Source organism: Sphingobacterium multivorum, from assembly GCF_039511225.1.
Lineage (GTDB): Bacteria > Bacteroidota > Bacteroidia > Sphingobacteriales > Sphingobacteriaceae > Sphingobacterium.
The window spans coordinates 5,655,508-5,678,945 of record NZ_CP154261.1 but is presented as its reverse complement, the minus strand read 5'-3'; the positions used below and the strand labels follow the sequence as shown (position 1 = coordinate 5,678,945).

Genomic DNA, 23,438 nt, shown 5'->3' with positions numbered 1-23,438 from the left:
GCTGCCCCATATTTACCGCCGCATGCTATTAATACAATATTCTGAACTTAATTGTATTGTCGATCTGTTTGAGTTGTTTCAATAGATCTTTATCATATTCACCTTGTATATCGGTTACCGCATAGCCAATGTCGTTTTTGGTCATTAGAAATTGGGCAACGATATTGATGTTATTTTGGGCATAGACCTTATTAATCTGAGCCATAATTCCGGGAACGTTTTGGTGGATATGCAGCAATCTTGTGACCTGTTTTACTTTTGGTAAAATCAGATTTGGGAAGTTGCGACTTAAATAAGTATCACCATTGTTGATAAAATCGGCCATCCGACGCGGAATAAACTCTGAATTTTTCTTTTTATTTTTCTTGTCGTCGAAAACGACAATACCTTTTGCATTGCAGATATCCTTATTGATATGTCCTTTGATATCGCCCAAATATCCGATTGTTTTTAATTTGTCGGCCTGCTGAAGCTGTTCATCACTGATGTCTATATTGTCGCCCAAGAGCAGCATCCCTACATCCTTTACATACTTTTCTTCGAATGTATCTTTTGTGCGGATAGAAAAACCGTCTCTTTTTAAGATATGAGCCGCTATTTCTGGTACATCTCCCACGATCAAACAAAGGATACGATTTTTAGGATAGGAGATGGCACGGGGCAGATCATTTACATATAAGAACTCATCAAAACTAGGTGTGATGAAGTCTGCTTTCTCAGTGACACTTTTGCGTTGGATATTTTCTGTAAATGCAAAGAATTTTTCAATTAATCCCGATTCTTTCAGTTGAAAATCTGAATAACCGTCACCAATGCCAAATAGTCTTCCTTCAATATTCAATTGTTTTAATAATTGCACTTTTCCACCTTCATTTGATAGAGGATTCTCTTCATCAAAACCGATGATATTACCTTCTTCATCAAATCTGAATGTATTGGCATAGATATTTTCAGTCTTGATATGATAGGGTGTAACGACAGGTGTAATAAACTCCTTAAAACCTCCTGAAACGATCCATGCGGTGTCGGCGTGTTTCTTGAAAAATTCACGATTTCGAGAAAAAGAAGTTGAAACCTTTTTCTTAAGATGTGAAACAAGTTTATCGAGATGAGATTTATTGGCATTGAGGAGTTTTACGCGACCAGCCAAAGCCTCTCGGAAAGAGAGTTTACCCTCCATGGCAAGATTGGTGTACCGCTCAATTTCTTGATAGATAGATTCGCGATCCGGATGGTTCTCAAGAGAGATCCGTGCAAGTTCGTCAAGTGCTTCTACTTGTGTAAATGTACTATCAAAATCAATGATGTAATAGTTTTTCATTTTATTAATTTTTTATGAAACGATCATGAGCAATAGCGCTGAATGCTAGTCTCCGATATCGGTAGGTTGCCGATGGTTTCAAGGTTCGGTTGTTTGTTATGTTATAGTTTTACTGTTTGTTATATAAATCTGCAATTTCCTTTAGCGTTTGTTCCAAAGGCCGATAACTGTGGTTTAAAAGTTCTTGGATTTTAGCGTTGGAATACTGCAATTTGGCGCTTGAAGCCGCCGCAGTTTCTTTTGTTAATGGTGTATCCGATTTTTTAAATACGGAAAGCACGCTGGAAACAGTAGAGGCAATTTGTAGTAAGGTCTCGGAAACTTCGATTGTCGGTTCTGGCTTGTTCATTAACACACTTGCCACACTCAACAGATCCTTGTTGCTTATATTGAGATGATTGATAATATAGCGCTCAGCAGTAATATCGTCCCTTTCCATCAATTGAATCATGATCGCAGCAACATCTTCTACGTCAACAACGCCAACGCTTCCTTTTGGGTAAAATCGTAAACCTTTATTGATCATTGAAAAAATAGCTCCAGAGCCTTTGTCGTTGGCCGAAGCACCTAAAATTACGGCGGGGTTGACAATAACTGCATTTAGACCCTCGGTAATGCCACGCCATACCTCCATCTCCGCCTGATACTTTGATAACGAATAGTTGGATGTTAGTGCATTGTGTTCCCAGTGGTCTTTCTCGGATACCGGCAGGTTGTCTCTATTTGTCCCTAAAGCTGCGATCGAGCTGACATGAAGTAGGCGAATGCCCTTTTCAAGGCAAAGATTGACTACATTTGTCGTTCCTTCCACATTCACTTTAAAGAGCGCTTTAGCGTCTTTCTTTTGGTAGGAAACCAATGCTGCACAATGGAACACTTTAGTAACCCCTTCAAGAGCATCTTCTAATTCAAAATAATTGTTGATATCAGCGTCGATCCATTGAATCAACGAAGAAGATAACAACGAGGCAGGAATAGTCGATTGAGCTCTTTTGATGGCAATGACGTCAATTCCTTGGTCTATCAACTGTCTGATTAGTGTAGACCCTAAAAAACCTGTTCCTCCAGTTATTAATATCACTTGATAAAGATACTGTTAAAAATAATGTTTTCAAAAGTTAGTTAATAAATGGATATTTGTGTGAATTGCATCCTGAAAAACCTTCATGCTTTCGCAGGTATTAAACGCCATGAAAGCCGGGTAAATTCTTTCAGTCCAATTAAAACAGTCGTTTTCAGAACAAATAGGAGATTTTACAAATTATAGCTTATGTCATCACTGTCCGTATTCTTTAGCCCGATTTCAATTACAGGTTTTGCTCCTGAGCATGGGTTCTTGAGTTCTCAACTTGGAAACGTTATTCAAGCCTATGAAACTGATTTTCCGAGCTGGGAAAGGGATAAACAGCCTCAATTGGCTATTGTCGGTGTGGAGGAAGATCGTGCATCCATGAATAATAATGGAACGGATAAAGCGCCGGATGCTGTACGAAAACATCTCTATGCACTATATCAGGGCGATTATAAGATGAATATCGTTGATTTGGGAAATATTAAAGCAGGTAATACAATTCAAGATACTTATATCGCTTTAAAATCTGTCGTGGAGGAACTGGTCAAAGAGAATATTCTTCCAATTATCATTGGTGGTGGACAGGACCTCACCTATGCACAATATTTGGGGTATCAAAATTTAGAGCGAAAGATCGAGCTGGCAATTATAGATGCGCGTTTTGACCTTGACGAGGAAAATGCCGAAAATGTAATACTGAATTCCCGATCTTATGTAAACCATATTATTTTGCATCAGCCTGACTATTTATTCAATTTAAATGCCATAGCCTATCAAACCTACCTCGTCAGTAAAGAGTCTATCCATATGTATGATAAACTATTTTTTAATGCGACACGAGTCGGTATGATTGCCGGTAAAATGGACCAATCAGAGCCTTTGATCCGGGCGGCAGATTTAATTAGTTTTGATATTGGAGCCATTCGGGCCTCCGAAGCACCTGGAAATGCCAATGCAATGCCCAATGGTTTATTTGGCGATGAAGCTTGTCAACTTGCCCGCTATGCGGGGATGTCGGATAAATGTTCTTCCATCGGTTTTTATGAATTCAATCCAACATTTGATCCAATGGAACAGACGGCTATGTTGGTCTCCCAAATGATTTGGTGCTTTATTGATGGTTATTATAATCGTAAACAAGATACGCCGTTGTATCCCAAATCATCTTATATCATTTATCGCACCACACTGGAAAATGAGGAGCATGAATTGGTCTTTGTGAAAAGTAAAAAATCAGACCGCTGGTGGATTCAAGTGCCTTATTTTGGATCTAAATCAGTCAACGAACGCTATTACCTCGTGCCTTGCCGTTATGAAGACTATCAATTGGCTGTCTCAGGTGAAATGCCCGATCTATGGTGGAAAACACACCAAAAATTGCAATAAAGCTTCGTTGAACGGTACATTGCTCTGATTCTGCTTCGATGGCGAAGCGGATGATGCACCGTGTAAATTGACAACAGACTTTTTATCGGTGTTTTAATAGCGCTGATCCATTGAATTTGGGCACCTATAGTTAATTTAATACAATGATGGCTAAACTGACCTGCGTAGGTAAGGATACACCATCTTCAGAAAATACAAATCATGGAAATATTTTTCTTTGCGGGAATCGTGTTGTTATTGGTCATTTTGATCGTATTGGTACTAAAAAAGAATACCGATGCCAGTGCTGGTCCTGCGTACAATAAAGAGGTTGAAACACTAAAAATTGAGCTCGCTAGATCGCATCAGCGGGAACAAAGTTTGCTGGAAGAGCGTCTTACACTAAAAAATGAATTGGATAAGGAACGGGAGAATCTTCTGGTCGCAGAGCGGTCTTTAGAGAGTACACGTTCATTTTATGAGGCGCAGCTCGATAAATTTCAGGAACAGAAAAATGAAATCGCCGAGATTAAACGGCAGTTCAACAATGAGTTTCAGGTTATTGCCAATAAAATATTGGAAGAAAAGACACAAAAGTTTACAGAGACCAATCATCGTTCCCTGGGGTTGATTTTGGACCCATTGAAGGAAAAAATCAAATTGTTTGAAGAGAAAGTCGATAAAAATTACAATCAGGAGGCAGCGGATAGAAATTCTTTAAAGGGAGTTGTCCTTCAGCTGGTCGAACAGAGTCTTAAAATTAAAGACGAAGCCAATAGCCTAACCAAGGCATTAAAAGGGGATACCAAAAAGCAAGGCAATTGGGGCGAGGTAATTTTAGAGCGGGTCCTGGAGCGTTCTGGACTGATGCGCGATCGGGAATTTAGATTACAGGTGTCTCTTATGGATGCCGAAGGAAGAAGAATGCAGCCCGACGCGATTATCGACCTTCCTGAAGATAAACACCTGGTTGTGGATTCAAAAGTTTCGCTAATTGCATACGAACGTTGGGTCAACGCCGACACGGATGAGGACCGTGCAATTTTTGCAAAACAACACGTACAGTCCGTGGAAAATCACGTGAAAGAACTTTCCGCAAAAAACTACCACGAGTTATATGGTATAGAATCGCCAGAATTTGTATTGTTATTTATGCCAATAGAATCGGCTTTGAGTATGTCTGTAGCGCAAAAACCAGATCTGTTTAGTGAGGCTTGGGATCGCAAAGTTGTTATTGTAAGTCCTTCTACATTATTAGCAACCCTGCGTACCATAGCAAGTATCTGGAAACAGGAACGTCAGACCAGGAATGTAATTGAAATAGCAAAGGAAGCAGGAAGCCTTTACGATAAATTTGTGAGCTTTCTGAACGATATGGAGCAGGTGCAGAATCAGTTGGAGCGCGCATTAAAAAGCCATGAAGATGCAACTAAAAAACTTTCTACAGGAGCTGGGAACGTGATTGGAAAAGTAGAGAAATTAAAACGTTTAGGAGCTAAAGCAAATAAACAGATCGATTCCAAATTTTTAGATGAGGAAGATTAACTAAAACGGACTTGCCGAAAGGTAAGCCCGTTTATAATTTTTAGCTGCGAAATGCAAAACCTGCTTTGCTAACTTATGCTAGCGGTTCTACTAAAGCTCTTTCATGCGCTTATTGATAGAAACATCAACATACGTATCCTTTAAACGGTCTACGGCTTCTTTCTGAACAGTGACATTGGTGTCTGATTCGTAATCATGAATAGTCCTTTGATTTTGGATTTCATTATCATAAGGATCCTTTCCTGCCAAAAGTTTGACGATTACCGGGAGACATTCGAGGAAGACAAAAAGCAACGCGATAAAAAATACAGCATTTGCATTGGACTCGTTGATCTTTCCATTGGCATCGTATCTTAGATTGCCCAGCGCAGAGTTGCGGTCTGCAAAACCAGCGACGTTGACGGCGCTATCCAAAGAAGCGTTGGATAAGACTTTTTGGTCCAATATCCCTTCAAATTTCTGTTTCTGACGTATCGCGTTTTGTTGGGTCGTTATCTTATTGCGTAAAGTGTCCAAATACCCCTCTTTTTTCTTCAGCTCTTCTTCTTTCATTTTGGCATAAGGGCCATAGCCCATGACGCCGGATGTTTCAGTTGTTTTGTTTCCGAATATCTCGTAATTCAATTTTGTACGGTCATTTTTAATGCTGGATTCCAATGAGTCACGTTCTGTCGTGGTTGCTTTCAAAAGTGCAACTTCATTAGCATATTTCTTATTGAAAGTACTGTTGAGTGTGTCAATTTTAGCGCGTTGGTCGGCAAGAAACCGTACACGGAGGTTTTCCCGGATCTCTTTATCGAAGATCTTCAACTCCAATGGCCTCGAGATAACCAAACCGATCAAGATAGCCAATAAAATTCGAGGAAGAGCCTGCAGAAGTTGCATAAACCCACTTTTGGATTTATTAATACTGAGCACAATATAGCGATCCATGTTAAATATCGCTAAACCCCAAATAATACCAAATACAATAGCCAAAAGCCAGTCAAATGTTCCCCCACTAAAGACGAAATACATGGCATAACCACCCGAAAGGCTGGCAAACAATCCTGTAAAAAAAATAGTAGCACCTATGGCTGTGTACTTACTATGTTCTTCCGGATATTTTTCAAGAGTTTCTTGATGTACCCCCGCACATCTCCAAAAGAAACGGTTAATATCGCTCATTAATATATTTTTACTCAAATTGACAGATTATTTTTAACAAGATTTATGAATAAGTTTTTGTTTTACAATAGGATGACTGTTTTCATGCTCCTTTGCAACGCCTCCCCGTGGAGGCCATGCATTTGCCTAATTTTATTATCTTTGAAAAAAATCAGGAATAATCAGATAATATGAAGAAAAGACAACTTTTGCCCTTCTTTGCGATAGTGGCAACTGCATTTGTTGGTTGTGAGGAAAAAAAAGTGATGACAGATAATCCTCTTTTATTGGCTTACGAAACCCCGTTTAATGTACCACCTTTTGACAAGATCAAAACAGAGCATTTTAGGCCAGCGTTTGATGAAGCAATAAAGGTACACAATCTGGAAATTGACACAATAGTCAACAATTCGGATAAAGCAACATTTCAAAATACGATAGTCGCCTTAGAAAATGCGGGCGGATTACTGAATAATGTATCAACTGTATTTTATAATCTAAATAGCGCCAATACGAATGACAGTATTCAAGCGATAGCGAAAGATCTGGCCCCCATCTTATCGAGCCATTCGGATGAAATCTCGATGAATACCAAATTATTTGATCGTATCAAAACAGTTTGGAGCAGCCGAAATACACTTGGATTGGACGAACAGGATAATAAACTGTTAGAGGAAACCTATAAGAGTTTTGTCCGTTCCGGCGCAAATCTAAAGGACGCGGATAAGGAAAAAATGAAAAAAATTAATGCTGAACTTTCAACATTAACAACGCAATTCGGACAAAATCTGCTTGCTGAAACCAATGCTTATACATTGGTCGTTGATTCCGCGAGCCAATTGGAAGGCTTGCCGGAATCGTTGAAAACAGCAGCAGCTGAGGAAGCCTTAGCAAAAGGAAAGAAAGACAAATGGGTCTTTACCTTACAGAATCCGTCCATTATGCCCTTTCTTCAATATGCAAAAAACCGTGAATTGAGAAAGCAACTTTGGGAAGCCTATCAGCTACGTGGAAATCAAGATAACACCAACGATAACAAGGCAATCATTCAAAAAATTGTTAATCTCCGTCTTCAAAAAGCAAAATTATTGGGTTATTCATCACATGCGGCTTATGTACTCGAGGAATCCATGGCGAAGAATCCGACCAATGTCTATGCACTATTAAATAAACTTTGGACTCCAGCACTTGCTAAAGCAAAAGGTGAAGAGGCTGATATCGCACAGGAAATTAAAGCTGAAGGCGGCGATTTTGCTGTCGCTCCTTACGATTGGAGATATTATACAGAGATTATTCGCAAAAAACGTTTTGCATTGAATGAAGACGAAATTAAACCTTATCTGAGTCTTCCGGCAGTTCGTGAAGGAGCATTCGGTGTTGCCAATAAATTATATGGTTTGACATTCGTAGCCTTAAACAATGTCCCGACTTACCATAAAGATGTAGAAGTGTATGAAGTTAAGGACAAAGACGGTTCACATTTAGGTCTCCTATACGCTGATTTCTTCCCGCGTGAGTCTAAACGAGGGGGTGCATGGATGACTTCCTACCGTAACCAGTCGACAAAAGATGGAAAACGTGTTGCTCCGGTAATTTCCATCGTATGCAATTTCACAAAACCAGTGGGAAAAAATCCTGCCTTGTTGACATTCGATGAAGCGACTACCTTGTTCCATGAGTTTGGACATGCGTTGCATGGTCTTCTTTCCAATGTGAGATACCGTTCAATGGCGGGAACTTCTGTGCCACGTGACTTTGTTGAGCTACCTTCACAAGTGATGGAAAATTGGGCAGCAGATCCAGAAGTGTTAAAAACATATGCTAAGCATTATAAGACGAAAGAAGCGATGCCAGATTCATTGATTCAGAAAATGGAAAAGGCCGGTACCTTTGATCAAGGATTTGCAACCGTTGAATACCTTTCTGCTGCGTTGTTAGACATGGATTATCATGCTACCACAAAAGAAATTTCAAAAGATATTAATGGCTTTGAAAAAACGGCAATGAAAAAAATTGGTATTATTGATGCGATTATTCCGCGCTATAGAAGTACATATTTTCAACATATTTTCGCCGGTGGGTATTCTGCAGGTTATTATGCTTATATCTGGTCTGAAGTATTGGATTCGGATGCTTTTGCAGCTTTCAAGGAAAAATCATTGTACGATCAAGTGACAGCAGATTCTTTCCGTAAGAATATCCTTGAAAAAGGAGGTACAGATGATCCTGCTAAGATGTACCGTACGTTTAGAGGTACAGATCCAGATCCAAAATATCTATTGAAAAAGAGAGGTTTAAACTAATGCTCACTAATCAAAAAAAGGCGATATAGAAATATATCGCCTTTTTTTTGTTCAGGTACTTGTTATTCTAAAAACTATTCTTACATTTGAATGTTATTTATAATGAGTCTAAATAAAAGAGGTGCTATGTGTGACACAAAAATTCTAAGCCAAAGAGGAGATACCCATATTAGTGTTTGCCATAAGTGTCAAACCTACTATATCTGGCAACAAAGTTTTGTATTGACATTTACGAAGAATAAATTCTTCGATTTCTTGAATATTACAAAAAGTAATGGTGATGAACTCTTTTTTAGTACATTTCCAGATGGTGAATTTCGATTGATCATGAAAACACCTTATCCAGATATCGTGTTTTCATTTGACGAGGAACAATGGCAGAATTTCAGAGATGCGCTCCAAGAATCTTATTACATGAATGAGTTTTATGGAATGCTGAATAATTAAGATAAAAAGTCCTGTTGCATCGCTTGTGTTTCATCTCTCTTTCCTTATGCGTTGACAACAGGCACAAACAAAACCCTCAGTTATAGTTGCATACACTTATGCAACTATATACTGAGGGTTCTTTTTTAACTATATATTGATTACTCGCCTATCGCGTAATATTTAAAATCAAGGTCTTCAAGTTTCTTACGGTTTAATAGTTTACGGCCATCGAACACAAATGCAGGCTTTTTCATGTACTCCTTGATTTTGGCCCAGTCATAGTTCTTAAATTCATCCCATTCAGTCAATACTGCAATTGCATGTGCGTCATTGCAAGCCTCATAGGCGGTATTGACCACTTTTACCAAGGCCCTGTTTTCTTCCGAAGATCGGGTGTTCAGATAATCGAGGTCGGCATAGATGCGTTCAGCAGAAACTTTAGGATCGTAGACCGTGATTTCAGCTTGTTCACTCAATAGATAATCAGCCACATAGATCGCTGCAGATTCACGCGTATCATTCGTGTCTTTTTTGAATGCCCAGCCTAAGAATGCAATCTTTTTGCCCGATACAGTATTATACAATGTTTGGATAATATTGTCCGCAAATCGTTGTTTTTGATAATCATTCATCAAAATCACCTGATCCCAATACTCGGCAACCTCTGTGAGACCGTAACTCCGTGCGATATAAACTAAATTGAGGATATCTTTTTGAAAACAAGAGCCCCCGAAACCTACAGAAGCTTTCAGAAATTTGGATCCAATTCTGGAATCCATACCGATCGCCTTGGAAACTTCATCTACATTCGCGCCTGTTTTCTCGCATAGTGCCGAAATAGAGTTAATGGAGGAGACACGTTGTGCTAAAAAGGCATTTGCGGTTAGTTTTGACAGTTCGGACGACCAAAGGTTTGTTGTGAGAATCTTGTCGCGACTTACCCAATGTGCATAGATATCGACCAATGCAGCAATAGCTTCATCATTCTCTCCACCTATAAGCACGCGGTCTGGATTGATTAAATCCTGTATCGCTGTTCCTTCAGCCAAAAATTCAGGGTTGGAAAGAATATGGAAATTAACACCATTACCTGTGTTATCCAGGATACTTTTTAACGCTGCCGCTGTGCGAACGGGTAAAGTCGATTTTTCAACGACAATTTTGTCGTTTTTGGCAACCGCCGCAATCTGCCGCGCACAAAGTTCAATATACTTTAAGTCCGCAGCCATTCCCTTGCCTTTTCCGTAATTCTTAGTCGGTGTATTGACCGAAATAAAAATCATGTCGGCCTCGTCGATAGCTTTTTCGATATCGGTTGAGAAAAACAAATTACGATTACGCGCTTCTGCAACAATCTCTTGTAAGCCTGGCTCGTACACAGGAAGGTTGTCAAGATTCTCATCATTCCAGGCCGCGATACGGGCTGCATTGACGTCGACGATCGTAATCTCAATATGTGGACATTGTTTTGCAACAACCGACATGGTAGGTCCACCGACATAACCAGCACCGATACAGCATATTTTCTTGATTGTTTTGCTCATTTTGATTATCTTAATCAGCTATAAATTGAAGAACAAACTTAGATAAATTGCTTTTGATATGCAATACAAAGCATAGCATATCAAAACAATTTATTTATAGGAGCTGGCTCATCACTTGTTCTGCTTTCTATTTGCCTCATTGTCCTTATGCAATGCTATTAAAGAAGCCATTTCGTAGTGGAGATGCAAAAGATTTATTCTAATTTTACATTAAAAAAGAAACGTTTTGATAAAGCAGGAAGTTATTGATAAGGTACTGGAAACAGCACGGATAGAAGAGGTGGTGGGAGACTTCGTTGATTTAAAGAAACGGGGAACTTCTTTGATCGGAAATTGTCCTTTTCACCATGAAAAGACACCCTCCTTCCACGTTTCTGTTTCGAAGGGTATCTATAAGTGTTTTGGTTGTGGTGTCGGTGGGGATTCCCTTAAATTCGTCATGGAACTGGAAAAGTTCTCTTACCCGGAAGCCATTCGTTATTTAGCCGATAAATATTCCATTCAAATTGAAGAAGTCGAGCGTTCTCCAGCCCAGCTTGCCGCGCAGGATAAACGGGAAAGTCTATATGTGCTAAGCGCTTGGGCCAGTAAATTCTTCGCCGAACAACTCTGGAAAACTGAAATGGGACAGGTCATCGGGCTCAACTATTTCAAGGAGCGCGGCTACCGTGAGGATATCATCAAAAAATTTGAATTGGGTTATTCGCCTGAGGAATGGACGGCATTGGTCGATAAAGCACAGGTAGCTGGTTTTCACCCAGATTATTTGGCCGCGAGTGGTTTGGCTATTGAACGCGATGATAAATCTTTATATGATCGTTTCCGTGGCCGAGTCATGTTTCCGATTCATAACCTGACAGGACGTGTCATTGGCTTTGGTGGTCGGACACTAAAGACTGATAAAAAAGTTGCCAAATATGTAAACTCTCCCGAAAGCGAAATCTACCATAAATCCGATGTGCTGTATGGACTGAATTTTGCCAAGAAGGCAATTATGGAAGAGGATAATTGCTACTTGGTAGAGGGGTATGCAGATGTTCTTTCGGTACATCAAGCTGGAGTCGAAAATGTTGTTTCCTCCTCGGGAACTTCGTTGACAACAGGTCAGATCAAGCTTATTTCCAGATTCACAAAAAATGTGACCATACTTTATGATGGGGATGAAGCAGGGATCAAAGCCTCCCTACGCGGTACAGATATGCTGCTCGAAGAAGGCTTAAACGTTAAGGTACTGCTTTTTCCCGACGGTAATGATCCCGACTCTTACGTGCAAAAGTTTGGTGCCACGGCTTTTAAAGATTATGTCAAATCCAATCAGCAGGACTTCATTTTCTACAAAACGAATATTTTGCTTCGCGATGCCAATAACGATCCCATAAAAAGGGCCGAGGTTATTCGCGATGTGGTCGAAAGTATTGCATTGATTCCCGATGAAATTAAGGTTTCTGTTTTTATCCGGGAATGTAGCAGCCTTTTGGATATCGAAGAGCGTATTTTGTTGACTGAACTCAACAAGATTAGGCTCAATAGAGCAAAGAAGGCGGATAAGGATGCTGCTCGTAAACCTCAGAGTCCGCCGCCAAATACAGGGATGCCCCCTTTCGGAATGGACGGACCACCGCCGGATTTCTTTATGACAGATGATGAAAGGGGGGGATTACCTCCCATAGAGTCTGTAGAACAGCCGGCACAGCTGACTTCGGAAATTCTCCAGGAACGTGAGATCGTCCGTATTTTAATCAACTATGGTGATTATCTGGCAACCTGGGAAGGTGACGGTGATATTCCAGTTGCAGGACTGCTATTGGGAAATATCAGCGACATTGAATTTAAGGATAAAGCTGCGGCTTATATTTTAAACGTCTATAGAGAAGCTGCGGAAAAATACGAAATTCCAGATACGAAACAATTCTATTCAAATTCTGACCCTGCTATAGCAGATTTGGCGATCAATTGCGTTGCCAGTAAATATTCGCTCAGCGAAAATTGGAATGACGATAAGCGTAAAATTTATGTAACGCAAGAATACGAACATCTAAAACAACTTGTCGTTACAGCGATCTATCGGATCAAGAAACGTAAGATCGAAGCAGAAATGCATCATATTCGCGAAGAAATGAAACATGAACAAGATGTGGCCAACCTGGAAGTCCTTATTTTTAAATATCAGAAATTAAAAGAAGCCGAACGCCTATTAGGCGGCTTTCTGGGCAACACTATTGTAAAGTAATCTTTGATATGGCAAAGCATCTTGAAACGGGCGAATGGGGCGAGCAGATGGCTATGGAATACCTCGTCAAGATAGGCTATAAAATAGTGTTAAGAAATTGGCGATTTAAGAATTTAGAAGTAGATTTGATTGTCGTGGACAAGGATACCTTGGTATTTGTTGAAGTAAAAACACGATCGGGAACGGATTTCGGCGAACCCTACGAATTTGTAGACCGCAAAAAACAGCGTCTATTGATTCGTGCAGCTCAGGCTTATATTCTTAAAACAGGTTATGTCGGTGAAGTCAGATTTGATGTTGTCGCAATAACAAAATCTCCCAAAACAGCGCTCAATCATATCAAAGATGCGTTTTGGGACAGTTAAGAATACTTACTTATAAATAACTATACATAGATGAGAAAAATCACTTATTTTATGGCAATTGCAGCACTAGCTTTTGCTTCTTGTAAGTCAAAAAAATCAAGTTTGGAATTTGCATCTCCTGGAGCAAATCAAGCTGTTTTAAAAGGTGCTCAGGTCCAATTGAAATTGAAATTTGAATCCGTATCAATGGACTCTGTGGCTTATTTTGTAGATGATAAACATGTTGGGTCATCAACTGACACAACGGCAATTACAGTTGATACCAAAGACATGGCCTATGGTACACGTAATATTTCCGCCCTGGTATACAATGCTGGAAAACCCGATTCTGTTTCAAGTACATTTTATGTTGTACCTGAAAATGCGAAGAACTATGGTTTTGAGGTGGTCAACAAATACCCGCACGATACCACAGCTTTTACACAAGGGCTACAGTTTGCGGATGGTATTCTCTACGAATCCAATGGCCGTTATGGAGAGTCCAACTTGAGAAAGGTCGATCTAAAAACAGGCAAAGTACTCCAAGAGATCAAATTTGATGAAAAGACTTTTGCCGAAGGAATGACATTGGTTGGTAATAAGTTATTTATGTTGACTTGGCAACAGGGAGAAGGATATGTCTTTGATAAAAACTCTTTTGTCAAGGAAAGTTCCTTTAAATATGAAAATAGTAAAGAAGGATGGGGCTTGACTTACGATGGACAGCATTTGATAAAGTCTGACGGCTCCAATAAATTATTCTTTTTAGATGCAACAACCGGTAAGGAGCTAAATGCTATCGGAGTTTACGATGAAGCTGGGCCGGTGGATGAACTTAATGAACTGGAATATATAGACGGCAAAGTCTACGCAAATGTCTATCAAAAGGATGTTATTGTTATTATCAATCCTCAAACAGGAGCGGTAGAAGGACGGATTAATCTTGTTGGTATCTATGAGCATACTTCCGCTTATGACAATGAATTGAATGGAATTGCTTACGATCAAGCTGGAAAACGTCTTTTTATAACAGGGAAGTTATGGAATACATTATTTGAGATCAAGACAGTTGAAAAATAAATGAACGTCAGGTCTTGATCCTTTTTCCTGAGGTCGACACAATTGTAAGTTTGTATAAAATTAGAAGGGGGTATCCAAAAGATTGGAAGGCCCCTTTTTCGTGCAACTTAATCCGTACTCCCCTCCTGCATTATTTTGGAGGTTCAGTTCTCAAAGGGTTTGATTTGGCTTTTGCGCACCTTCCTTTTTATCGCACCCACTCTCCTTTGAAGTAGGGATGTTATAGCGTGAAACTTTCAATTCGACCTTTTGTATACGGCGCTACAGCCGATTACTTTTTAATACTGTATAGAGCGTATTATTATGTGAGCAGATCTCTCGGAACGTCGCTCCAATAAAGAAGAGCAGGAGTTGCCCCTTCTATATGTACAGCAGGGGTGAATTAGTCTAGAATAGCCTAGGTTGGCTGATGAAGAGATCACATTAACTGAATGCCCCAAACCTTACACGATTTCAATAGCATTAACGACGGCCGTAGAGAACTGAAAATCCTTTTGAACCGGTAGAAAAAAATAGGAAGCAAAAAAAAAGGAATGAAGTGTTAATCTTCATTCCTTTTTTTATATTGATTTTATTTCGATTAATAAATCGGCGTAAACATCCAAGTATCGTCAAAACGAGATGAACCGTTAAGTCCAGTTGTGATGTAACCATTGTTTCCTACAGCGAATCCAATAGCATCTTGACGTGCAGAGCCTGCAAAAGCACCGTTATCGTTTGTCCAGTAGTCACCAGAAATATTATATTTCCATGTGCTGTTGATAACCGCATTTTTGTAACCACCAACAACGAATGGCGTACCATTGATCGCGAAAGCAGAAGCATTCGAACGAGTCAAATCGTAAGTATATGAATTATCAGCTCTATTTAAATCGTTCAATTTAGTCCATTTGCTACCATCAAATTTGTAGAAATCTTTTGGATAAGAACCGTTAGAGATACCACCACCTACATAAGCTACATTGTTAACAACAAAAGAGAAAGCTGCTTTTCTTTTCGCTGAAAATGGAGCATCACTGATTGCTTGCCAAGTATTTGCAGCAGGGTCGTATTTGTAGAACTCATTGGTATTTGTTGTGCCACCGTTCACGACAGTTTCACCTGTACCGACATAGGCCGCACCGTTTAAGGTAAAAGCCACTGCATTAGACAAAGCAATAGGAAGTGGAGCAATGCTTGACCAAGCACCTTTTCCGCCATTAGCTGTAGGGTCAAACTTGTAGAAATCTGTTAGGTTGTTTGTTCCATCATTTCCACCACCAACATAACCGACATTACCAATGGAAAAACCGATGGCACCGTTTCTCTCAACACCTGTGAAAGGTGCTTTTTCAGCCCAAGTATCTGACGCTGCGTCATACGCATACGTGTCTTTTACACGGAAAGGTTTACCACCAGCATTGCTTGCTAGACCAGTAGTGACATATGCAACGTTATTTATTAAAAAGCTAGCAGCAGATGAAGTTTGTGGCCCTTTAAAAGCAGCTTTTGCAAACCATTCGTCTGATTTGGTTGTGCTGTCGTCACTTTTTTTACAAGAAGAGATAGTTGTAACTGTAAATACAAAAGCTAATAAAACGAGTAGCCAATTTTTCTTGTTCATAAATTATTGAAATTTAGTATAAAGGATGTTTAATTTAATTTTCGGATCATTCTCATTATCTTTTGCCAATATTAATCTATTTCCTGTTGAAAACAAACCCGATGTTGGTAAAGATAGATATAATGAAGTATTATTGTATGCTGTTGTTTTAATTTTTGTCAAATATTCAATCAGATTGAAGGTATAAGTTCCATTAGAACCAAAATCATTCCCGCGCACTAACGTTGCTTGTTGTGTTGTTGTTGAATAAGGCGACGTTAACAAACTGATCGGATTCCCATTATTACTTGCCACCATTAAGACCAAACTTTGAGGCTGATCAAAAATGCTTGTGGCGCCGTTAGGAACTTCAATGACAAGCTCAGCTTTATTAATCGCAATGGATGGATTGTTCACCAATTCCAATAACGTTGGAAACTCAATTTTTGCTACAACACCAGTTGAGCCTTCTAAAAACACATTTCCATCAGTTTGTTGACTCGCAATTTGAGGATTTTTTAAGGTCATCGGTGCAAACTTTGTTGCAGAGCGATCCGCTTCAATGTGATTATACTGGTAAGCTTTGTTATCAATCGAAAAATATTGTTTGCCAACGGATTTTGTACCTTCATTATTCAGGAATGAATAATGAACCTGTAAAAATACGGTGTCCTTGAATCCAATTACTGCCGTATTGCCATTATCAGGAACAAGGGCCAATCCTTTGAAATACTCCTGGAAACTTGTGCTATTCTGAATCCGGTTATCATTATTTTTGATCATCGTAAACAGCTCATTGCTAATGCTGTTGTTGAATCTAAAAAATAAGGAATCTGCCGATTGTATACGCGGTCTAAAGGAAAGTTGTGCCAATGGTGTATTTTCATAGGCAAACTTTTGTTTACTGAATATCGCTGCAGAAGTGACAAAAACAGGGCGTTCATCAACTGGCTTGGTTAAATCAATCTGAGTTTGTGTAATTTCTTCTGTGACACGATGAACCGATATCTTTTGTACTTTCGTTGTATCACCGTAAGAGTACTTGTTTGGCGTCAATACCAGAGTCACCGAATCCAAAACCGCATCATCAGGTATAGAAGCATTGCTTATCGTTCCCACGCCTAAGCGCATATAAGCGGTAGACGTCATGCTACCCGTAACAGCATTGCTATTCTTTCCGACAAGCATTGTTCCAGTAGAAGAAGTCGGAATATCATCCAATTGATAAGTCGAAACTTTGGCGGAAACCGTATCAATTGGTACTAAACCGATTGTTTCATCTCTTGAACTATCCAATGAGAGCGAAATGTCTTTATTACAACCGACGAAAGCGGCCAATGTAAAAAGTGGAAGTAAAAATTGAATACTACGTCTCTTAAAGTCTTTAATCATATTAATTTTTGAATAGTGCAAAAGTAATCAATGCGAACTGTTAATCAGTGTTATATTTTGTTAAATATGGTTAATTACCACAGCGATTGCAAATCTAGTAATTTAAATTTGTTTTAGTTATGGGTAGAAGATTTAAATTACTGATCAGTTTGATCGTTTTAATAGGGGCAGGAATTACTGTAGTGCTAGGCTTTTGGCTTTATGGAAGTTATACCAATCGTCGCGACCTGTTCCTTTCTACCGCAGAGCGTTCACTCTTCAATGCTGTTCAGGAGGCATACCAAGCGCGCAATGGTGATCGGAAGTTAGATGGCCCCGAGGCTGATCGGAATCGCCTCCTCCAAGATGTAAAACGAGAGCTTCTGGGCTTATTGCCAGCTACTGAACTCGATAAGGCTTTACAACGTGTAAGCGCCGAACGACCTAAAAACGAGCGATTTGATCGCGAGATCCACAGTAGGCGGGAGAAAATGTTTCCCAAAGACCGGGAAGGGCAAGGCGCAATTATCCCGCCCTTTCTGTTCCGGGACTTTGAGATGAACAAAGCTAATCTGGATTTGATCGAAAGGAAGTTTAAAGAATCCCTGAACAATAAGAGCATAGCAGTACCATTTGAAATGGCTATTGTCACGATTCCACACGATCAAATCAAAGATGTACGACGCAAATACCGCGAAGCAAATCTTGCTTGGACGAGACCCATGATGGTTAATCCCATAAAAAATGAATTTCTTGTTATCAAGTTTCAGGAGGATTGGAAGTATTTGCTGTATAGCTTAAGTTGGCAGCTGTTGATCTCACTGCTTTTGATTGGACTGCTGCTTGGGACATTCTTCTATTTGATGAAAACCATTCTCAACCAAAATAAGATGGCCGAGCTGCGTAAGAACTTTGTCGATAACATGACGCATGAACTAAAAACACCGGTTTCCACTGTGATGGCAGCTATAGAAGCGATACAGTTGTATGGTGTACAGGATGACCGAGAAAAGATGAATCGTTATCTGAATATCTCCAGAAAAGAACTGGAGCATCTGTCCAATATGATTGAAAAAGTGCTTCAGATGGATATTGATGCAACGAGAGGGATTGTGCTGCAGCGTTCTGATTTTGATCTTGTCGCGATGGTGAAAGGAGCCATTGAAGTTGCGCAGCTGAATAAGGCCAAGCAAGTGGACTTTAAGCTCATTGCCGTTCCAAGTGAGATAAGGATTAATGGCGATGAAGCCCACTTAAAAAATGTGATCAATAATTTACTGGAAAACGCGATGAAATATGCTGGACAGCACGTTTATATTGAGGTAGAAGTGAAGGAAATGAAAGAAAATGTCCATATTCGTATTACAGATAATGGTAACGGAATATCCGCAGAATACCATAATCAAATCTTTGATATGTTCTTTCGGGTTCCTTCCGGTAATCTGCACGATGTGAAGGGTTTTGGCTTGGGGCTTGCTTATGTCAAGCAGGTTGTAAAAAGGCACGAGGGCAAGATCACAGTGGACAGTGAGCTGGAAAAAGGGAGTACCTTTAATATCCGATTACCTTACAAATAAAAAGCAATATTTATATTTCAGAAAGAAAATAGGGCCGTTTATCGGACAGTAATTAGGCTGATTTATCCTAAAGATTTCTTAGAAACAAAGCCGAAATATATTTTGATTGAATGACAACGCTATGATTGAAATTTTATATGTAGAAGATGAGCCAAGTCTCGGAATGATTGTTGCCGATAGCTTAGAAGCCAATGGGTTTCATGTTACCCATTGTAGTAATGGTCACGAAGCCATGGAAGCATTTACAGCCGCACGGCCAGATATTTTGGTGGTCGATGTCATGATGCCCGTGATGGACGGCTTTACATTGGCAACAAAAATACGCGAGTCCGATACGCAGGTACCCATTATCTTCTTGACAGCCAAAGTGCAGACGGAGGATGTGGTGCGGGGATTTCGTTTGGGCGGAGACGATTACGTCAAAAAACCATTTAAGATCGAAGAATTGGTTGTGCGGATAGAATCCTTATTAAAAAACAGCCCCAAAATGTTATTCGGCCAAAAGCTGATGATTGGAGACTATAGTCTCGATAGTTTAAAACATCAATTGACCTATCAAGGTGAGGTGCTTAAGCTGTCTTTCCGTGAAAGTGAACTGCTGCGGAAGTTATACGAACAAAAAGATAAGGTCATTCCACGCGAGGATATCATGCGTGCCTATTGGAGCCATGATAAGTATTTTACAGGACGAAGCTTGGATGTATTTATCAGCCGGATACGAAAGTATCTCAGCCAAGATAACCGAATCAAGATAACCAATGTCAGAGGGGTAGGGTACATGCTTACTGTGGATTGACTGATTGATTGATTGATGATGTGTTCCATGTGGAGTGGCAATGATGGCGCATATTAACGACGGGTTTTTATCTCTCCTTTTCCGCCAAGCCCCCGAATGTGGTAGGTAAAACTTAATATGGCGTAGCGTGTTATTGCATTGGATTGGGATACACGTACCCAAAGATCATTGACCTGCTGATTGATGTTTTTATTGTCATTAAATAGATCAAATACCGTAAGATTGATCTCGGCATTCCTGCGTTTGAACAATTTCTTGCCGATAGAGACATTCCACAATAAACTTGTTGTACTGGGTGAGTTCAGGATGCTGCCATTGTATAGGTAGTTGAACGTTGAATTGAGTGTCCAGGTCTTTAGTAAAGTCAACGCGATCGAATTACCTAGGGTATGTTTATAAACCGAATAATTCGATTTTTCGCTGGCTGAGTTCTTGGAGAAGGCGATGTTTCCATTGTAATCCAATCCGATGATGACATCCTTGCTGAATGCCGTGTTTACACCGATTCGTTGACTTAAACCGTACGTTTGCGCATTGACCTTTTCGAGATTCAATAAAGTGTAATTCTGGTTGAAATAGAGGTTATTGTTTAGGTTGAAGTTAAGTTTCAACAGTTCAGAACGGTATCCAAGGCTATTTTGCCATTTGAGGTTATAAACACCATTGAAATTTTCGGGCCTTATATATTGCCCCCCTGGGCCGAGGACGATGTCCTCAGTGATCGCGAATGCTGAATCTGTGGTAAAAATGGTATTAGAGATTTTATGTTCAATAAAATCTGCTGTAAAGTCAGAAGTGAAACTTCTGCCCGAGGCTTTATTGATTGATCTAAACTGTACCACAAGGTTGTGATCATATTCTTGCTTAAGATCTGGATTTCCGGAGCTAATGCGCAGTGGATTTTGATTGTCTATAAAATCTTGCAATTGCTCTATGGAAGGGGTATTTGTCTTTGCATTATACCGAAGTTCGACCCGAGTATCTTTATTGAAATTATATTGGAAGTTGAGGTTAGGTAGTAGGCTATTGAAACGGCTTTTTGTGGTCAGTATATTCGGAAACAATTTGTCATTGACCTGTGATGCCGTCTGATAATCTAAACCAATCTGAAATCTCACGCTATCCTTTTTGTTAAATAAGTAAGAAACCCCACCGCTATGGTAAACAAAATCATTCCGGAATTCATTGGAAAGACGGTTTTTTAATTCACCTAGCTGGCCTGTTTCGGCCAGAAATTCATAAGTCTTGCGGTCCGAATAGCGTGCCGTATTCCGAAACGTATAATTCCCTTGCAACCGGGAATATGTACCGAGCATCTCGGTGTAAGCTATCTTTGAGCGAAGACCATTAGTGTCACCATTCGAGTAATTCCTGTTGTTGACGGTGTCGACTCGATTAAATAATCCATCTTTATAATACGAGTTTAGTGCAAAATTTGTTGCATGACTCTTGTTGCTGCTAAATGAACCACTGATATTAAAACTGATCGTTCGACCAGGTTTGTTGAGTCTCCGCATGTAAGTGAGGTCTCCGCCCCAGTTGAAATTTTCCCCGAAACTGTTGTTCCTACGATCTGAACTATTAAGCATCTCGGCAAGATTTAATAATGTATTTCCTTTAGAGCTGCTGTTTCTATCGTTACGCTGATAGGAAAAATTAGGCTGAAAGTCCAGTTTTTGAATCGAATCTATCTTCCAGTTTGCGCGGATTGCTAACGCATGATTGTTGCTGTATGTGCTGTTTAATTGATCCTGATTGTTGATTTGGTTGGCCCGATTGCCTGCCGTATATTCTGTTTTACTTTGGCTGAGGATAGTATTGTCCGTATAGTTGTAGGTATAATTTGCATTGAAGTCCATTCGGTCATTGAAAAAACGATCCAAATAGTTGAAGCCAGTGTTGAAGCGTGTCGTTACGCCCTGCCCGGTACGCCCTCTGGTGTTGCCGCGGGGTGCAAAACCATTGGGCTGGTTGACGTTGTTGGTATTTATGTTGATAGCATACTGACGTTTGGGATTCATTTTGGTCACCTGGGTATTTATGGCATATTTCTGGTCGGGACCTACTCCCCCGGAGAGCTTGCCAAAATAGGATTTTCTTTTATCGGGCTTGGTGACAATATTGATTACTTTCATGCGCTTCCCGTCGTCAAAACCACTAAATTTAGCCTGCTCGGTTTTGTCATCTATAATTTGAATCTTGGCAATAACATCGGCCGGAAGATTTTTGAGGGCCACCTTAGGATCTGTACTAAAAAACTCCCGGCCATCAATAATAATCTTATTGACAGGCTCGCCCTGAGCCTTTACATTGCCGTCTTCATCAATTTCAACACCAGGAATCTGTTTAACCAACTCGTCCGCATCTGCAAAATCCTGTGTGACGTATTTCTTGGTGTCAAACTCCAGCGTATCTCCTTTAACCTGTATACTGCTCGAAGAAATGTTAATTTCATCCAGTACAATCTCGGCATTAGTGAGTTTAAACGTTAGATCGATTGTCTGGCCCATTAGTTTTACGCGCCGAAGATCCATGGAGTAGCCCATCGGCTGTGTGCTGACCAGATAATCTCCATTGGGGAGGCTGCTGCTGCTAAACCTGCCTAAAATGTCTGTTGGGACCTGAACTTTACTGGAATCTTTTACTGCGATAATGGTGATGCTTGCACCTTTAATAGGTTGCGAAGTCGTATGATCAAGCAACTTGCCCGTAATATACTGTTGGGCGTACGCGGTTTTCCCCAATAACGATAAGCAAATAAAAAAGAGCAAAATGGTCCAAAGCTTGATCTTCATCGGTCGAGGTGAAAATATGTTCTAATGTGTTGTTGACGGTTATATAATTTTATTTCTCAAAAATAGGGCACTATTTGTTACGAATTATTATCATTTTAGTTACAATAAACCCAAGTGAATGGAAAGATTAGATATATTTGCAGTAGAATTATAAAATCAACTGAACAGGACCGTATAACGATCTAGTGACAATACGGATACAGATTAAAAAAATAAGAGATGAAAGAAAGTGTTTTGAGTAGAAAAGAGCGTATTATGAAAGAAGCATTGTTGCTTTTCTCAGAGCAAGGCTATACGAATACCTCTACCAAAACGATTGCCCAAAATGCGGGAGTCTCCGAAGCATTAATCTTCAAACATTTTGGGAATAAAGACGCCCTGTTGGTTTATTTGATTAAATCCGGTTATCGTAAGGTTCTTACACATCACCGCGGCATGATGACCTATCGTGAGCCAAAAGAATTTCTGCGCACGATGATCAATCTACCAGGCAAGCTAGTCAGTGCAGAACCCATATTTTGGAGATTGCAGGAGCGTCTGTCTCATCACCCTTTTTCCAAACAGCAGCACGAACAATTTATGAAACCTGTTCAGCCTATTATCCACCGTGCTTTTAAAGAACTGGGGTATGAGAGTCCCGAGTTTGAAACGGAATTCCTATTACTGATCATAGATACCCTATGGAAAAAAGAGGCTATTGGAGAACTCGAAAATACCATGGAGCTGACCCTCTTCTTGGAGAAAAAGTATAACCTGATATAGTCATTATTGCCAAGTAATTGCATTTTTCTAGACCTGTTTCAGTAGGCATAGTATTGCTGTATTGTGCACAAAAGTTTACCGCCTCACAATTGCGCAGGACAATAGCGTCCAATATATCGCTGCCGAGGTAATTCCATGTATGGTCGCGTCACAGCTTGGGATGATACTGTTTATCG

Annotated in this window: 17 protein-coding genes; 10 read left to right on the top strand and 7 right to left on the bottom strand. The window is 39.9% G+C overall.

Features of this window, described 5'->3' with window-relative positions; translation table 11 throughout:
• Nucleotides 1–28: 28 nt before the first annotated feature.
• Together AAH582_RS23650 and AAH582_RS23645 are read right to left on the bottom strand one after the other, a co-directional pair.
• Nucleotides 29–1,321, bottom strand: a complete 1,293-nt coding sequence (locus tag AAH582_RS23650; RefSeq protein ID WP_115046399.1) for an HAD-IB family phosphatase — start codon at nt 1,319–1,321, stop codon at nt 29–31.
• 109 nt (nt 1,322–1,430) lie between these two features.
• Nucleotides 1,431–2,402, bottom strand: a complete 972-nt coding sequence (locus tag AAH582_RS23645) for an NAD-dependent epimerase/dehydratase family protein (protein WP_286897772.1) — start codon at nt 2,400–2,402, stop codon at nt 1,431–1,433.
• Between the two features lie 189 nt (nt 2,403–2,591).
• Here AAH582_RS23645 and AAH582_RS23640 point away from each other — a divergent pair, with 189 nt between their 5' ends.
• Both AAH582_RS23640 and rmuC read left to right on the top strand, forming a co-directional pair.
• On the top strand, nt 2,592–3,779 hold the full coding sequence (locus AAH582_RS23640) for a formimidoylglutamase (RefSeq protein WP_343320769.1): 1,188 nt from the start codon (nt 2,592–2,594) through the stop codon (nt 3,777–3,779).
• A 201-nt stretch (nt 3,780–3,980) separates the two neighbouring features.
• Entirely contained in the window at nt 3,981–5,303 is a 1,323-nt protein-coding gene (rmuC, locus tag AAH582_RS23635; protein WP_343320768.1) for a DNA recombination protein RmuC, read from the top strand.
• Nucleotides 5,304–5,393: 90 nt separating this feature from the next.
• Here rmuC and AAH582_RS23630 read toward each other — a convergent pair whose 3' ends face one another.
• Nucleotides 5,394–6,470, bottom strand: coding sequence for a DUF4407 domain-containing protein (locus AAH582_RS23630; RefSeq protein ID WP_046672704.1), 1,077 nt, complete (start codon nt 6,468–6,470; stop codon nt 5,394–5,396).
• Nucleotides 6,471–6,640: 170 nt separating this feature from the next.
• On the opposite strand from AAH582_RS23630, the gene AAH582_RS23625 reads away from it, so the two are divergent.
• Together AAH582_RS23625 and AAH582_RS23620 are read left to right on the top strand one after the other, a co-directional pair.
• Nucleotides 6,641–8,752 (top strand): M3 family metallopeptidase, encoded by a 2,112-nt coding sequence (locus AAH582_RS23625; RefSeq protein ID WP_343320767.1) that lies wholly within the window; start codon nt 6,641–6,643, stop codon nt 8,750–8,752.
• A 126-nt stretch (nt 8,753–8,878) separates the two neighbouring features.
• A complete protein-coding gene (locus AAH582_RS23620; protein WP_046672702.1) occupies nt 8,879–9,199 on the top strand; it encodes a hypothetical protein in 321 nt (106 codons plus the stop codon).
• Between the two features lie 140 nt (nt 9,200–9,339).
• Here AAH582_RS23620 and AAH582_RS23615 read toward each other — a convergent pair whose 3' ends face one another.
• A complete protein-coding gene (locus AAH582_RS23615; RefSeq protein WP_343320766.1) occupies nt 9,340–10,725 on the bottom strand; it encodes a nucleotide sugar dehydrogenase in 1,386 nt (461 codons plus the stop codon).
• Between the two features lie 226 nt (nt 10,726–10,951).
• Here AAH582_RS23615 and dnaG point away from each other — a divergent pair, with 226 nt between their 5' ends.
• The 3 genes from dnaG to AAH582_RS23600 are packed head-to-tail and all read left to right on the top strand — an operon-like array spanning nt 10,952 to nt 14,379.
• Nucleotides 10,952–12,955 carry a DNA primase gene (dnaG, locus tag AAH582_RS23610; protein ID WP_046672700.1) on the top strand — a complete coding sequence of 668 codons (2,004 nt, stop codon included), beginning with the start codon at nt 10,952–10,954 and terminating at the stop codon, nt 12,953–12,955.
• A gap of 8 nt (nt 12,956–12,963) precedes the next feature.
• Nucleotides 12,964–13,320, top strand: coding sequence for a YraN family protein (locus AAH582_RS23605; RefSeq protein ID WP_046672699.1), 357 nt, complete (start codon nt 12,964–12,966; stop codon nt 13,318–13,320).
• A gap of 30 nt (nt 13,321–13,350) precedes the next feature.
• A complete protein-coding gene (locus tag AAH582_RS23600) occupies nt 13,351–14,379 on the top strand; it encodes a glutaminyl-peptide cyclotransferase (protein WP_046672698.1) in 1,029 nt (342 codons plus the stop codon).
• A 580-nt stretch (nt 14,380–14,959) separates the two neighbouring features.
• Here the strand turns inward: AAH582_RS23600 and AAH582_RS23595 are convergent.
• Nucleotides 14,960–15,982 (bottom strand): Kelch repeat-containing protein, encoded by a 1,023-nt coding sequence (locus AAH582_RS23595; protein WP_343320765.1) that lies wholly within the window; start codon nt 15,980–15,982, stop codon nt 14,960–14,962.
• Between the two features lie 3 nt (nt 15,983–15,985).
• Nucleotides 15,986–17,353 carry a DUF4270 family protein gene (locus AAH582_RS23590; RefSeq protein WP_343320764.1) on the bottom strand — a complete coding sequence of 456 codons (1,368 nt, stop codon included), beginning with the start codon at nt 17,351–17,353 and terminating at the stop codon, nt 15,986–15,988.
• 119 nt (nt 17,354–17,472) lie between these two features.
• Between AAH582_RS23590 and AAH582_RS23585 the strand changes: the two genes are divergently transcribed.
• Entirely contained in the window at nt 17,473–18,909 is a 1,437-nt protein-coding gene (locus AAH582_RS23585) for a sensor histidine kinase (protein ID WP_343320763.1), read from the top strand.
• 121 nt (nt 18,910–19,030) lie between these two features.
• Complete coding sequence (locus tag AAH582_RS23580) at nt 19,031–19,705, top strand: response regulator transcription factor (protein ID WP_343320762.1); 675 nt, start codon at nt 19,031–19,033, stop codon at nt 19,703–19,705.
• 53 nt (nt 19,706–19,758) lie between these two features.
• Here AAH582_RS23580 and AAH582_RS23575 read toward each other — a convergent pair whose 3' ends face one another.
• Nucleotides 19,759–22,500 (bottom strand): outer membrane beta-barrel protein, encoded by a 2,742-nt coding sequence (locus AAH582_RS23575; RefSeq protein ID WP_343320761.1) that lies wholly within the window; start codon nt 22,498–22,500, stop codon nt 19,759–19,761.
• Between the two features lie 219 nt (nt 22,501–22,719).
• On the opposite strand from AAH582_RS23575, the gene AAH582_RS23570 reads away from it, so the two are divergent.
• Nucleotides 22,720–23,262 (top strand): TetR/AcrR family transcriptional regulator, encoded by a 543-nt coding sequence (locus AAH582_RS23570; protein WP_046672693.1) that lies wholly within the window; start codon nt 22,720–22,722, stop codon nt 23,260–23,262.
• The last annotated feature ends 176 nt before the right edge of the window (nt 23,263–23,438 follow it).

Bases quoted from the DNA above. Each gene is read 5' to 3' on its own strand.
- AAH582_RS23650 (WP_115046399.1), bottom strand. From the start codon at position 1,321: ATGAAAAACTATTACATCATTGATTTTGATAGTACATTTACACAAGTA.
- AAH582_RS23640 (WP_343320769.1), top strand. From the start codon at position 2,592: ATGTCATCACTGTCCGTATTCTTTAGCCCGATTTCAATTACAGGTTTT.
- rmuC (WP_343320768.1), top strand. From the start codon at position 3,981: ATGGAAATATTTTTCTTTGCGGGAATCGTGTTGTTATTGGTCATTTTG.
- AAH582_RS23630 (WP_046672704.1), bottom strand. From the start codon at position 6,470: ATGAGCGATATTAACCGTTTCTTTTGGAGATGTGCGGGGGTACATCAA.
- AAH582_RS23625 (WP_343320767.1), top strand. From the start codon at position 6,641: ATGAAGAAAAGACAACTTTTGCCCTTCTTTGCGATAGTGGCAACTGCA.
- AAH582_RS23620 (WP_046672702.1), top strand. From the start codon at position 8,879: ATGTGTGACACAAAAATTCTAAGCCAAAGAGGAGATACCCATATTAGT.
- AAH582_RS23615 (WP_343320766.1), bottom strand. From the start codon at position 10,725: ATGAGCAAAACAATCAAGAAAATATGCTGTATCGGTGCTGGTTATGTC.
- AAH582_RS23605 (WP_046672699.1), top strand. From the start codon at position 12,964: ATGGCAAAGCATCTTGAAACGGGCGAATGGGGCGAGCAGATGGCTATG.
- AAH582_RS23600 (WP_046672698.1), top strand. From the start codon at position 13,351: ATGAGAAAAATCACTTATTTTATGGCAATTGCAGCACTAGCTTTTGCT.
- AAH582_RS23595 (WP_343320765.1), bottom strand. From the start codon at position 15,982: ATGAACAAGAAAAATTGGCTACTCGTTTTATTAGCTTTTGTATTTACA.
- AAH582_RS23590 (WP_343320764.1), bottom strand. From the start codon at position 17,353: ATGATTAAAGACTTTAAGAGACGTAGTATTCAATTTTTACTTCCACTT.
- AAH582_RS23585 (WP_343320763.1), top strand. From the start codon at position 17,473: ATGGGTAGAAGATTTAAATTACTGATCAGTTTGATCGTTTTAATAGGG.
- AAH582_RS23580 (WP_343320762.1), top strand. From the start codon at position 19,031: ATGATTGAAATTTTATATGTAGAAGATGAGCCAAGTCTCGGAATGATT.
- AAH582_RS23575 (WP_343320761.1), bottom strand. From the start codon at position 22,500: ATGAAGATCAAGCTTTGGACCATTTTGCTCTTTTTTATTTGCTTATCG.
- AAH582_RS23570 (WP_046672693.1), top strand. From the start codon at position 22,720: ATGAAAGAAAGTGTTTTGAGTAGAAAAGAGCGTATTATGAAAGAAGCA.